We start from the raw sequence: 12,272 nt of genomic DNA on the forward strand, positions 1-12,272 counted from the left end.
CCGCCATGAATGCACACAACAGCCTCTCCCGCCGCACGCTTCTGACCGGCGGTGTGGCGACCGGTTTCCTGCTCGCCTTTCACTTGCCCCTGCGGGCCGCCGTCAATGAGCCGGAGCAGCCGAAGGATACGACCGACGGCAAGTTCGCGCCCAACGCCTTCATCCGTATCGACGAGACCGGCCAGACCACGCTGATCATGCCGCAGGTGGAGATGGGTCAGGGCATCTACACCTCGATCTCGATGGTTCTGGCCGAAGAGCTCGACGCCGATTGGGCAAAGGTCGCGGCGTTGCACGCGCCGCCGAACGACAAGTTCTACGCCAATCCCGCCTTCGGACTGCAGGCGACGGGTGGTTCGACGTCGATCCGCGCCTGGTGGAAGCCGCTACGCGAAGCGGGTGCCAGCGCGCGCGCGATGCTGGTGCAGGCCGCCGCCGCGCAATGGCAGGTCGAGCCCGCGAGTTGCACGACGTCCAAGGGCGAAGTCATCCATGCGGCAAGCGGCCGCAAGCTCGGCTATGGTGAGCTCGCGCTGGCGGCACAGAGCCAGACACCGCCGAAGGATGTCCCGGTCAAGGACCCCAAGGACTTCGTCCTCATAGGCCAACCGCTGAAGCGGCTGGATACACCGGACAAGGTCAACGGCAAAGTCGTCTACGGCATCGACGCGATCCTGCCCAACATGAAGATTGCCGCGATCGCCAATTGCCCGGTGTTCGGCGGCAAGGTCGGCAAGGTCGATGACAGCGCAGCGATGAAAGTCGCCGGCGTGCGCAAGGTCGTCGTGCTCGACGACGCCGTCGCCGTGATCGGCGATCACATGTGGGCGGCCAAGAAGGGTCTCGAAGCGCTCAAGATCGAGTGGAACGAAGGACCGAACGCCAAGATCTCCACCAAGGACATCTGGGACGATTTACGCAAGGCCAGCGAGAAGGATGGCGCGATCGCGAAATCCGTCGGCGACATCGCCAAGGGGCTTGCCAGCGGAGACAAGTTCGAGGCGAGCTTCGAACTGCCGTTCCTCGCGCATGCCTCGATGGAGCCGATCAACGCCACCGTTCACGTCAGGCCGGATGCCTGCGAGATCTGGACCGGCACACAAATCATGACGCGCGTGCAGTCGGAGGCGGCGAAGGCCGCCGGCCTTCCCGTCGAGAAGGTGATCGTCAACCAGCACCTGCTCGGCGGCGGTTTCGGCCGCAAGCTCGAGCCCGACATGGTGGTTGCGGCGGTCAAGATCGCCAAGCAGGTCGACTATCCCGTCAAGGTGATATGGACCCGCGAGGAGGACATCCAGCACGACGTCTACCGCCCGGTCTATCGCGACCAGGTCAATGCGACCCTGGTCGACGGCAAGGTGGCGGCCTGGAAGTACAAGATCGCAGGTTCTGCGGTGATTGCCCGCTGGCTGCCGCCAGCGTTCCAGAAGGGCGTCGATATCGACGCGGTCGACGCCGCCGTGGAGACGCCCTACGACTTTCCCAACTTCCACGTCGAATATGTCCGTGCCGAGCCACCGGCTGTGCCGACCGGCTTCTGGCGCGGTGTCGGCCCGAACAACAATGTGTTCGCGTTCGAATGCGCGCTGGACGAACTTGCGCGCAAGGCCGGCAAGGATCCGGTCGAATTCCGAAGGTCGATGCTGACCAAGACTCCGCGTGCGCTCGCGGTGCTCAACCTTGCCGCGGAGAAATCCGGCTGGGGCCAACCGCTGCCGGCCCGCGTTGGCCGTGGCGTCTGCCTGCAGCCATCGTTTGCGAGCTTCCTCGCAACTGTTGTGGAAGCCGAGATCGACGACATCGGCGAGATCACGCTGCGCCGCATCACCTCGGTGGTCGACACCGGCATTGCGGTCAACCCCGATACGATCAAGGCGCAGATCGAGGGCGGGCTGATCTTCGGCCTCACCGCCGCGCTCTATGGCGAGATCACCATCGACAAGGGCCGCGTGCAGCAGTCGAACTTCCACGACTACCGCATGATGCGCATCAACGAGACGCCGAAGATCGAGGTCATCGTGGTCAAGAGCGGCGAAGCGCCCGGCGGCATCGGCGAAGCCGGCGTCAATGCCGGACCACCGGCGCTGCGCAACGCGATCTACGCCGCAACCGGCGTGGCGCTGCGGCGCCTGCCGATCGATCGGAAACATCTGGCTGCGGGGAAGAAGGCATGAGCGGCAAGATGCGTATCCTCACAAGCCTGGTCGTGATCGCCATCGTGGTGGCGGCGCTCGGCGTCTGGATCATCCGCGGGCCCGGCCCGCTCGACTTCGCCGGCGGCACCAAAGTGGCGCTGGCGGATTATCGCGCCGGCAAGCCGACCGGCGTACCGGCCAAGCTGGAGAAAGCGAGTGTGGTCGAGCGCGGCGAGTATCTCGCGAAGGCGGCCGACTGCATGGTCTGCCACACCAAGCCCGGCGAGAAGGAATATTCCGGCGGGCTCGGCTTCAAGCTGCCGTTCGGCACGCTCTATTCGACCAACATCACGCCAGACAAGGACACCGGCATCGGCAATTACAGCGACCAGGATTTCCTCAACGCGGTCCAGCGCGGCACGCGTCATGACGGCGCGCGGCTCTATCCGGCCATGCCCTACACGTCCTACACCTACATGACGGACGAGGACGTGCTGGCGGTGAAGGCGTATCTGTTCAGCCTGCCGGCCGTGCGCGCGAAAGCGCCCGACAACACGCTGTCGTTCCCGTTCAACCAGCGCTGGGCGATGATCTTCTGGTCGGCCGTGTTCAATCCGGACACGCGCTTTACGCCGGATACCTCGAAGAGCCCGGAGTGGAACAGAGGTGCGTATCTCGCCGAAGCGCTGGCGCATTGCGGCGAGTGCCACACGCCGCGCAATCTCGGCTTTGCGCTCGACAACCGCAAGAAGTTCGGCGGCGCGATCACGGCGGGCTGGCGCGCCTTCAACATCTCCTCCGACAAGGCCACCGGCCTCGGCAATTGGCGCGACGAGGACCTGATCTCGTATCTGTCGCTCGGCCACGCACCGGGCCACGGCTCGGCCTCGGGTCCGATGGGCGAAGCGGTCGATCACAGCTTCAGCAAGTTTGCTCCCGAAGACATCCGCGCGGTCGTCGCCTATCTGCGCAGCGTGCCGCCGGTGGCCTCGCCCGACCTGCCTGCCACCACGGCGCCGGCCGCGCCCGCCTCGCACAAGGACGGCGTCACGGCAGACGCACGCGGCAAGATGGTGTTCGCCAGCGCCTGCGCCAGCTGCCACGGCTGGAGCGGCGAGAGCCCGGTCTCGCCGATGGCGACGCTGACCGGCACCTGGGCCGTCAACGACCCCGCCGCCACCAACGTCGCGCAGATCGTGCTGTCGGGCACCAAGCGGCATACGCCCGACGGCGCGCTCTCGATGCCGGCGTTCGGCGATGCGTATAGCGACGACGAGATCGCGGCGGTGGCGAATTACGTCACAGCACGGTTCGGCACCAAGGGCTCGAAGCTGACGGCGAAGGATGTCGCGGAGCTGCGGGAGCAGACGGCGGAGTAGTGTACGACGAGATTGACGCGTGATCGCGCGCCAATCTCCGCCGTCGTCCCGGACAAGCGAAGCGCAGATCCGGGACCCATACCCACAGGGCGGGGTTTGGCGAAGATTCGGTGTGGGAGCTGTGCCCCACACTACTCCCTGGGGTTATGGATCCCCGCCCCCGTGCGCAATTGCGCACTAGGCGGGGACGACACCGAGGATGTGGCGCCGCTTTCAGCTCAACCATAACATCGGCGCGGACGCGTCACCCGCCCGCGCCGATCTTCGTCCTCACGTAATCGCAATCGGACATCCGTTGCTTCCCGTCGCGCCCTTGATGGGCGCCGGGGTGAAGGAATAGACGAACTGATACTTCTTCTCGGCGATCAGATCGTCGAAGATCAGATTCTCGTGGTTGTGGATGCCGTGCTTGGTCTGCAGCTCGGCGTGGACCACGAAAGCGAGCGACTTGTCGGGATTGGGTACCACCTCGACCGCCCAGGTGTCGGCGCCGGTCAGCGCAAGATCCTTTTCGACCACCCACTTCGCAGCATCGAGGCCGATGCCCGGCTCGCCGCTGTTGAAGCGATCATTGTTCTTCATCCACAGCGAGCCCCAGCCGGTGTGGAACATGATCGCGTCGCCAGGCTTGATGTCGCTCTCGGGGATGTTCTGCTTCGCCAGCGCCGCCTTGATGTCAGCCGAGGTGATCTCCTGCCCCGCATCCATCATGCCGCCCTTGAGCGCGACCATGTCGAGCAGATGCGCGCGGGTGAAGATCGGCTTAAGCTTCTCGATGCCAAGCTTCTTGAGCCCGTATGCGTCGCTAATTTCTGCAGCTGTGAAGCCATTGTAGAATCGCATCTCGCTCTTGTCGCCGTCCTTGCCGAGCTGGACTCCAATATGGCCGAGGCCGTCGAACTGCGTACCGGTCTGGCCGATCTCGGTGGCCAGGAATTCGTCGTGATAGACCATCTTATTGTCACCGAACGGGCCGCCGGTCGGGCTGCCGGGAATGCGCAGTGCGAATATACGCGCACCAAACAGCGGCATGGCGGCTTCGTAGACGCGGCCGATCTTGTAGATCTTGCCGTCCTTGATCCATTTCGCCGCGTCGAGGACCTTCGCCGGGGTGATGTGGTTGGATGCGCCGGACTCGTCATCCTTACCCCATTTCGATGGCCACCAGGGCTTGTCGGTGCCCTTGGGCATGGAGGTTGCAGTCTGCGCCTGGGCCTCACTGATCGGTGCAAGCGCGAACTTGCCGTGCATCGAGCCGGCGAGCGCGGCTCCAGCAACGCCGGCGATGCCCGCGGTGCGGAGCAGGGTCCGGCGATCCGTCGTGGAGCCGCCGCCGTCTTGATCTACGTTATTGATCTCGTTAGACATTCCACCCTCCCAGGTTGTGGTCAGAACAATGTCTGACTCTAAAATTGTTTCCGCTAGCCTCCTCCTCCGCTACGCTGTTGTCCAGCGACAAAAATAAGACGGCCGACGCGAGAGCTTCCCATGGGCCTGTTCGAAAGCGATAAATCCGCGCAGCGACTTCCGGTCTCGCTGATCACCGGCTTTCTCGGCAGCGGCAAGACCACGCTGCTCAATCGCTTGCTGCGCCACGACGGCATGAAAGACAGCGCCGTCATCATCAACGAGTACGGCGAAGTCAGCCTCGACCATCTCCTGGTCGAACGCGTCGACGGCGAAGTCGCCGTGCTTGCGAGCGGATGCATCTGCTGCACCATCCGCAGCGACCTGGAGCAGACGCTGCGAGACCTTCTGGTGAAGCGGGACCGCGGCGAGATTCCGCCGTTCCGCCGTATCCTGGTCGAGACCACCGGGCTCGCCGACCCCGCGCCGATCGTGCAGCTTCTGCTCAACAATCCGCTCGTCTCGCACTTCCTGCGGCTCGACACGGTCGTGACCACGGTCGATGCGGTCAACGCGCCGCATCAGCTAGATCGGCAGTATGAGGCGGTGAAACAGGTGGCGTTGGCCGACCGGCTGTTGATCACCAAGAGCGACCTGGTCGAGGACATCGCCGCGCTTGAGCTGCGCCTGCGGCGGCTCAATCCCGGCGCCAGAATCGAAAACGTCAGTCACGGCGAGATCGATCCCGCGCAGCTATTCGGCGCCGGCCTGATCGATCCCGAGCTGAAAAGGATAGACGTTGAGCGCTGGCTCAACGAGCGGGCCTTCGCGGAACCAGATGCGCACGCCGGCCATGCGCATCACGATCATCACGCGCACCATGATCATGGCCATCATGATCACGATGCGTCGATCGCGAGCTTCATGCTGGCGTTCGACGAGCCGCTCGACTGGATGGCCGTGACGCACTGGCTTGCGCATTTACGCAACGCGCGCGGCCAGGATCTGCTGCGGGTGAAGGGGATCCTCAATCTCCGTGACGAACCGACGCCGATCGTGATCCATGGCGTGCATCACGTCTTCCATCCGCCGGTCGCGCTCAGCGGCTGGCCCGACAGCGATCGCCGCTCGCGCATCGTCTTCATCACGCGCGGGATCTTGCGGGCGGACGTGCTTGAGCTCTGGCAGGCGGTTCGCGCCGCAGCGTGAGGCGCGTCGAAATGAGCGACGCTGCTCTTACCCTCCCCTGGAGGGGGAGGGTCGATCGCGCGAAGCGCGAGCGGGGTGGGGTGATCTCTCCACGCGGGCACTGTTCGTCGCGGAAGGACCGTCACCCCACCCCGCTACGCATTCCGCTTCGCTTCATGCGTAGCGACCCTCCCCCTCCAGGGGAGGGTAGCCAATACCGTGAGACTTCAGCTCAACCAGAACTTCGGCGTCGCCGGCTCCAGCCGGCCGCCGACGCGCACCGGCGCAATCTTTAGCGCAAGGCCCGTGGCATCATCCGTCTCGACCGCCACGCCGCTGAGCGTCGCCACGCCCGCGGCCGGCTCGAACCGGCCGGAGGGAATCCCCGACGTGAAGCGCCGCAGCGGTTCTTCCTTCTGCATGCCGATGATGGAATCGTAATCGCCGGTCATGCCGGCGTCGGTCATGTAGGCGGTGCCGCCTGACAGAATCTGGTGGTCGGCGGTCGGCACATGGGTGTGGGTGCCGACGACGAGGCTGGCGCGGCCGTCGCAGAAGAAGCCGATGCCCTGCTTCTCGCTGGTCGCCTCGCAATGGAAGTCGACGACGATGGCGTCGGCGGCAACGCCGAGCGGGCAGGCACCAAGCTCGCGCTCGAGCGCGGCAAAGGGATCGTCGAACGGGGTCATGAAGACGCGGCCGAGCGCGTTGACGACGAGCGCATGCTTGCCGTTCTTGGTCTCCACCAGCGCGGCGCCGCGGCCGGGCGTGCCGCGCGGGTAGTTCGTCGGCCGCACCAGGCGCTCGGCGCGCTCGATGAACACCAGGGCTTCACGCTGGTCCCAGGAATGATTGCCGAGCGTCACCGCATCGGCCCCGGCATCGAGAAACTCCTGATAGATCGCTTCCGTGATGCCGAAGCCACCGGCCGAATTCTCGCCGTTGACGACGACGAAATCGAGCGACCAGTCCTTGACCATGCCGGGCAGATATTCGGCGATGGCGTTGCGGCCGCTACGGCCGACGACATCACCCACGAAGAGAATGCGCAACTTCAGAACTCCGGAAATCGAACACGTCCGATTCCGTTAGCACATAATCCAGCGCGACGTCGTGCGATAGTGCCGGAACCGCCTTGATCTCCTGGGCTGCAAAAGCAAGCCCGATGCCGACGATCTGCTTGGTCTTGCGCAGATGCGCGAAGGTGTGGTCGTAGTGCCCCGCGCCATAGCCGATCCGATGGCCGAGACGGTCGAAGGCCGCGAGCGGCGTCAGCATGATGTCGGGGATGACTTCGGCCGCGGCCGGCGACGGCTCGGGAATGCCGAGCGGGCCGAGCATCAGGCGGTCGTTCGGATGGAAGATGCGGAAGATCAGCGACTGGCCGCGGGCGGTGACGCAGGGCAGCGCGAGCCTTGCGCCCGCCTCGGCGAGTGCCTTCATCAGCGGCAGCGGATCGATCTCGCTGCGGATCGGGGAATAGCCGGAGACGATGCTGCCGGGCAGGAGCGGGAACGGCAGCCCGCGCTTGGCGAGCTTTGCGGCGGCGGCGGTGCGCTTCTTCTCGCTCAGCGCATCGCGCGCCGCGAGGGCTTTGGCACGGAGTTCGGCTTTCGAAATGGACATGCGCTTTGGTCCCCCACGTCATCACCCACCTTGTGCGCCCTTGCGCACTGGGGCGGGTGATCCAGTATTCCAGAGGCGGTGGTGATTCACACAAAGGCCGCGGCGTACTGAATGCGCCGGGCAAGCCGGAGCATGACATCTACCGAGCTGGCCGCAGTCGTTTCGACAAGCACAAACCAAGCAAAAAAAAGTGCGAAGCCGCGAACGCCGTTGAAGCACTCGATCCCGGAGTTCCCTACGAAAGTAGGTGGGCACCATATGTCCGAGCCCACGGGCCCGGCCAGGGACAGTTCCCTAAAGGATCGATAAGGCCCCGGGGATATATGGCTCCTGACGCACGTCGCAGCCTCGCCCGCGCAATGTAACAACGATACTGACGAACCGCCAGCCCAACGGGCGGTCCGCCCAAAATCAGCCGATCGCGATCCCGTTGCCCACCGTCCGGTTCAGGACCTGGGTCGACTTCTCGATGCGCTCGGCGGCGGCGTTGAGCGCATTCACCACGGCGGTCTGGGTCATCCGGGCGCGCTCGACGGCGGCGTTGCGGAAATCCCTGAGCTCAGTCAGCTCCTGCTCCATGGTGCGGACGCGGTTGCCGACGTCGACCAGCTCGTCGCAGACGGTCAGCGCCGCCATCACGGTGAGCCTGGCATCACCGATCTCGCCGAATTTTCCGCGCAGCGACTGAATTCGCGTCTCCAGGCTTTCGGCGAGCTTGAGCAGCCGCACCTCCTGGCCCTCCTCGCAGGCCATGCGGTATTGCCGGCCGTTGATGGTGACGTTGATGTGGCTCATCCGTCCTCTCCGGTATCGAGCACCGAGCGTATCGTGACGATTGCGGAATCCAGCCGATCGGAGATTTCGCGATTGGTGCGCTCGAGCTTGCGCGCCTTCACCAGCGCGCCGTCGAGCTCATCGGCAAGCCGCGAGCGATCCGCGCCCAGTGCCTGGATTCGCGCCGCGAGCTCGTTCTCGTCGCGATCGGCATCGCGCCGCCGCTCCACCGCGCTTTCGAGCGCGTCGAGCGCCGCCATGAGTCTGCGGGTCGCGATCTCGATCTCGACGGCCGAGGACTCCGTCATGGCAGAGCTGTTGGAAACGCGATCGTTCATGCAGTCAGCGGCGGAACCTGTGGCCTTGCCCGTGGGGCTTGCCGTCCGGCAAAAGACTCGGTTCGGCAAACGGTTAGAAGCAGAAATTTACGTGGCAAGCTAGCGGAGCGCAACGCCGCCGCGAAACTATGCACTGCTAAGCAACTTTTACGGCCAAACCGACGTTTGATTGCCTTGGACTCCCGGAACCGAGGTGCTATCCCAGCCCAACCTTCCGTGGCCGCCAGGCTCCCCCCACGCGGCCCGCACCACTGCCAAGCGCCTCATTTCAGACGGATTTCAGACATGACGCAAGTCGACCACAACCGCATGGCCAACGCGATCCGTGGCCTCTCGATGGACGCTGTCGAGAAGGCGAAATCGGGCCATCCCGGCCTGCCGATGGGCGCCGCCGACGTTGCCACGGTGCTGTTCACGCAATTCCTGAAATTCGACGCCGCAGTCACCGACTGGCCTGATCGCGACCGCTTCGTGCTCTCGGCCGGCCACGGTTCGATGCTGCTCTATTCGCTGCTGTATCTGACCGGCAATGCCGGCATGACGCTGGATCAGCTCAAGCAGTTCCGCCAGCTCGGCGGCTTGACCCCGGGCCATCCCGAGAACTTCCACACCAAGGGCATCGAGACCACCACCGGTCCGCTCGGCCAGGGGATCTCGACCGCGGTCGGCATGGCGCTCGCCGAGAAGATGCTGGCCGCCGAATTCAGCAAGAAGATCGTCGACCACCACACCTATGTGCTCGCCTCCGACGGCGACCTGATGGAAGGCGTGTCGCAGGAAGCGATCGCGATGGCCGGGCACTGGAAGCTCAACAAGCTGATCGTGCTCTACGACGACAACGGCATCTCGATCGACGGGCCGACCTCGATCTCCGATTCCGTCGACCAGGTGAAGCGCTTCAAGTCCGCGGGCTGGGCCGCCGAAAAGATCGACGGCCATGACCAGGCCGCTATCGCCGCAGCGATCACCCGCGCGCAAAAATCCAACAAGCCGACGCTGATCGCCTGCCGCACCACCATCGGCTTCGGCGCGCCGCATAAGGCCGGCACCGCGAAGGCGCATGGCGAGGCGCTCGGCGCCGACGAGCTCAAGGCCGCCAAGGAAAATCTCGGCATCTCGCTCGAGCCGTTCTCGGTGCCGGATGACGTGCTGAAGGCCTGGCGCGCCGCCGGCAGCCGCGGCGCGGCGGCACGGCAGGAATGGGAGGGAAGGCTCGGTGAGCTCGGCAGCCGCAAGCGCGCCGAGTTCGAGCGCCGTCTGCGCCACGAGCGTCCGGCCTCGCTTGCGAAGGCCGTGCGCGCGTACAAGAAGGAGCTGCTCGAAAAGCCGATGACCGCGGCGACCCGCAAATCCTCGGAAGCGGTAATCGAAGTCATTGCCGGCGCGATGCCGATGGAATTCCTCGCAGGCTCCGCCGACCTCACCGGCTCCAACAACAACAAGGCGAAGTCGGCCACAGCTTTCTCGGCCAAGACGCCAAAAGGCCGCTTCATCCATTACGGCATCCGCGAGCACGGCATGGCGGCTGCGATGAACGGCATCTTCCTGCATGGCGGCTTCGCGCCGAACGGCGCGACCTTCCTGGTGTTCACCGACTATGCGCGTCCCGCGATGCGCCTTGCCGCGTTGATGGGCGCCGGTGTCGTCTACGTGATGACGCACGATTCCATCGGCCTCGGCGAGGACGGCCCGACCCACCAGCCGGTCGAGCATCTCGCCGCACTTCGCGCCATTCCGAACATGCGCGTGTTCCGCCCCGCTGACTCCATCGAGGTCGCCGAGTGCTGGGAGCTTGCGCTCAATCGTATCGACGGCCCGACCGTGCTGGCGCTGACGCGGCAGAACCTGCCGCAGCTCCGCACCAATGCGCCGAACGACATTCCCTGCGCGGCCGGCGCCTACGAGCTGGTCGCCGCCCAGGGCGAAGCCAAGGCAACGCTGTTCGCTTCCGGCTCCGAGGTCGAGATCGCGGTCGCCGCCCAGAAGCAGCTCGCCGAGCGCGGCATCGCGTCACGGGTGGTCTCGGTGCCCTCGCTCGAGCTTTTGTTAGCGCAACCAGAAGCCAAGCGTGCCGAGATCATCGGCAACGCGCCGGTGAAGGTCGCGATCGAGGCCGCAGTGCGCTGGGGCTGGGATGCCGTGATCGGCCAGGATGGCGATTTTATCGGCATGCATTCGTTCGGCGCGAGCGCGCCGGCGAAGGATCTTTACAAGCATTTCGGCATTACCGCCGAGGCTGCGGTTAACGCTGTGCTGAAGCGCGTTAGCTGAGAGTTGAGCTTGCCAAAAAAAAGGACTACGTAGTCTCTCATATGATCAAGCATCGCCCGGCCGAACCGGGCGTCCGCCCTAAAAAACCCTCGCAGGCGCGCTAAGCGCGTTGTGCGGGATGATCGGGGTTATCGAACACGTCATTGAACGGTCATAAGGAGATGAAACATGGCAGTCCGCGTCGGAATTAACGGTTTTGGCCGCATCGGCCGCAACATCCTGCGGGCTATTGCCGAGTCCGGCCGCAAGGACATCGAGGTCGTCGGCATCAACGACCTCGGCCCGGTCGAGACCAACGCGCATCTCCTTCGCTTCGACAGCGTCCATGGCCGCTTCCCCGGCACCGTGACCGTCGATGGCGACTCCATCAACCTCGGCAGCGGCAAGATCAAGGTGACCGCCGAGCGCGATCCCTCGAAGCTGCCCTGGAAGGATCTCGGCGTCGACATCGCGATGGAATGCACCGGCATCTTCACCGCGAAGGACAAGGCGTCCGCGCATCTGGCCGCCGGCGCCAAGCGCGTGCTGGTCTCCGCACCCGCCGACGGCGCCGACGCCACCATCGTCTACGGCGTCAACCATGACACGCTGACCAAGGATCATCTGGTCGTCTCCAACGGCTCCTGCACCACCAACTGCCTCGCGCCGGTCGTGAAGGTGCTGAACGACCTGGTCGGCATCGAGACCGGCTTCATGACCACGATCCACGCCTATACCGGCGACCAGCCGACGCTCGACACCATGCACAAGGATCTCTATCGCGGCCGTGCGGCGGCGATGTCGATGATCCCGACCTCGACCGGCGCGGCGAAGGCGATCGGCCTCGTGCTGCCCGAGTTGAAGGGCAAGCTCGACGGCGTCTCGATCCGCGTGCCGTCCCCGAACGTCTCGGTCATCGACCTCAAGATCGTCGCCAAGCGCGCCACCGACGCCAAGGAAATCAACGCGGCGATGAAGCGCGCCTCCGAGCAGCAGCTCAAGGGCATTCTCGGCTACACCAACCAGCCGAACGTCTCGATCGACTTCAACCACGATCCGCACTCCTCGACCTTCCACGAGGACCAGACCAAGGTGCAGAACGGCACGCTGGTGCGCGTGCTGTCCTGGTACGACAACGAGTGGGGTTTCTCGAACCGCATGGCGGACACCGCCGTCGCGTTCGCGAAGGTGATCTAACTCCGCTCTCGTGTCCCGGACGCGATGCAGCGTGAAAC

Annotated in this window: 10 protein-coding genes and 1 other RNA gene; 5 read left to right on the forward strand and 6 right to left on the reverse strand. The window is 64.8% G+C overall.

Features of this window, described 5'->3' with window-relative positions:
- Window positions 1–5: 5 nt before the first annotated feature.
- On the forward strand, window positions 6–2,174 hold the full coding sequence (locus AB7535_RS31245) for a xanthine dehydrogenase family protein molybdopterin-binding subunit (protein ID WP_231143947.1): 2,169 nt from the start codon (window positions 6–8) through the stop codon (window positions 2,172–2,174).
- The gene (locus AB7535_RS31250; RefSeq protein WP_231143946.1) at window positions 2,171–3,514 is read left to right on the forward strand and encodes a c-type cytochrome; all 1,344 of its coding nucleotides are present in this window, start codon (window positions 2,171–2,173) and stop codon (window positions 3,512–3,514) included. Before AB7535_RS31245 ends, AB7535_RS31250 begins: the two co-directional genes overlap by 4 nt.
- A 270-nt stretch (window positions 3,515–3,784) precedes the next feature.
- Here the strand turns inward: AB7535_RS31250 and AB7535_RS31255 are convergent, their stop codons facing one another.
- Entirely contained in the window at window positions 3,785–4,882 is a 1,098-nt protein-coding gene (locus tag AB7535_RS31255; RefSeq protein WP_063981030.1) for a cyclase family protein, read from the reverse strand.
- A 120-nt stretch (window positions 4,883–5,002) separates the two neighbouring features.
- On the opposite strand from AB7535_RS31255, the gene AB7535_RS31260 reads away from it, so the two are divergent.
- Window positions 5,003–6,070, forward strand: coding sequence for a CobW family GTP-binding protein (locus AB7535_RS31260; protein WP_231143945.1), 1,068 nt, complete (start codon window positions 5,003–5,005; stop codon window positions 6,068–6,070).
- Between the two features lie 206 nt (window positions 6,071–6,276).
- Here the strand turns inward: AB7535_RS31260 and AB7535_RS31265 are convergent, their stop codons facing one another.
- The 5 genes from AB7535_RS31265 to AB7535_RS31285 all read right to left on the reverse strand — a co-directional run bounded on the left by AB7535_RS31265 (window position 6,277) and on the right by AB7535_RS31285 (window position 8,787).
- Window positions 6,277–7,101: a TIGR00282 family metallophosphoesterase gene (locus AB7535_RS31265; protein WP_028150900.1), complete on the reverse strand. Its 825-nt coding sequence runs from the start codon at window positions 7,099–7,101 to the stop codon at window positions 6,277–6,279.
- Window positions 7,079–7,675: a 5-formyltetrahydrofolate cyclo-ligase gene (locus AB7535_RS31270; protein ID WP_231143944.1), complete on the reverse strand. Its 597-nt coding sequence runs from the start codon at window positions 7,673–7,675 to the stop codon at window positions 7,079–7,081. The genes AB7535_RS31265 and AB7535_RS31270 overlap by 23 nt, the downstream gene beginning before the upstream one ends.
- A gap of 191 nt (window positions 7,676–7,866) precedes the next feature.
- Window positions 7,867–8,027: non-coding RNA, 6S RNA (ssrS, locus tag AB7535_RS31275), on the reverse strand.
- A gap of 59 nt (window positions 8,028–8,086) precedes the next feature.
- Window positions 8,087–8,470 carry a cell division protein ZapA gene (locus AB7535_RS31280; RefSeq protein ID WP_028150902.1) on the reverse strand — a complete coding sequence of 128 codons (384 nt, stop codon included), beginning with the start codon at window positions 8,468–8,470 and terminating at the stop codon, window positions 8,087–8,089.
- The gene (locus AB7535_RS31285; protein ID WP_020608063.1) at window positions 8,467–8,787 is read right to left on the reverse strand and encodes a DUF4164 domain-containing protein; all 321 of its coding nucleotides are present in this window, start codon (window positions 8,785–8,787) and stop codon (window positions 8,467–8,469) included. The genes AB7535_RS31280 and AB7535_RS31285 overlap by 4 nt, the downstream gene beginning before the upstream one ends.
- A gap of 285 nt (window positions 8,788–9,072) precedes the next feature.
- Here AB7535_RS31285 and tkt point away from each other — a divergent pair, with 285 nt between their 5' ends.
- Complete coding sequence (tkt, locus tag AB7535_RS31290) at window positions 9,073–11,058, forward strand: transketolase (protein ID WP_231143943.1); 1,986 nt, start codon at window positions 9,073–9,075, stop codon at window positions 11,056–11,058.
- Window positions 11,059–11,226: 168 nt separating this feature from the next.
- A complete protein-coding gene (gap, locus tag AB7535_RS31295) occupies window positions 11,227–12,234 on the forward strand; it encodes a type I glyceraldehyde-3-phosphate dehydrogenase (RefSeq protein ID WP_231143942.1) in 1,008 nt (335 codons plus the stop codon).
- The last annotated feature ends 38 nt before the right edge of the window (window positions 12,235–12,272 follow it).

This window comes from Bradyrhizobium sp. 956_D2_N1_4 (genome assembly GCF_052076025.1).
GTDB classification, from domain to species: Bacteria; Pseudomonadota; Alphaproteobacteria; order Rhizobiales; family Xanthobacteraceae; genus Bradyrhizobium; species Bradyrhizobium barranii.

Excerpts from the sequence above, each read along its gene's own strand:
- AB7535_RS31260 (WP_231143945.1), top strand. The coding sequence starts at position 5,003 with ATGGGCCTGTTCGAAAGCGATAAATCCGCGCAGCGACTTCCGGTCTCG.
- AB7535_RS31285 (WP_020608063.1), bottom strand. The coding sequence starts at position 8,787 with ATGAACGATCGCGTTTCCAACAGCTCTGCCATGACGGAGTCCTCGGCC.
- tkt (WP_231143943.1), top strand. The coding sequence starts at position 9,073 with ATGACGCAAGTCGACCACAACCGCATGGCCAACGCGATCCGTGGCCTC.
- AB7535_RS31280 (WP_028150902.1), bottom strand. The coding sequence starts at position 8,470 with ATGAGCCACATCAACGTCACCATCAACGGCCGGCAATACCGCATGGCC.
- AB7535_RS31245 (WP_231143947.1), top strand. The coding sequence starts at position 6 with ATGAATGCACACAACAGCCTCTCCCGCCGCACGCTTCTGACCGGCGGT.
- AB7535_RS31255 (WP_063981030.1), bottom strand. The coding sequence starts at position 4,882 with ATGTCTAACGAGATCAATAACGTAGATCAAGACGGCGGCGGCTCCACG.
- AB7535_RS31250 (WP_231143946.1), top strand. The coding sequence starts at position 2,171 with ATGAGCGGCAAGATGCGTATCCTCACAAGCCTGGTCGTGATCGCCATC.
- gap (WP_231143942.1), top strand. The coding sequence starts at position 11,227 with ATGGCAGTCCGCGTCGGAATTAACGGTTTTGGCCGCATCGGCCGCAAC.
- AB7535_RS31270 (WP_231143944.1), bottom strand. The coding sequence starts at position 7,675 with ATGTCCATTTCGAAAGCCGAACTCCGTGCCAAAGCCCTCGCGGCGCGC.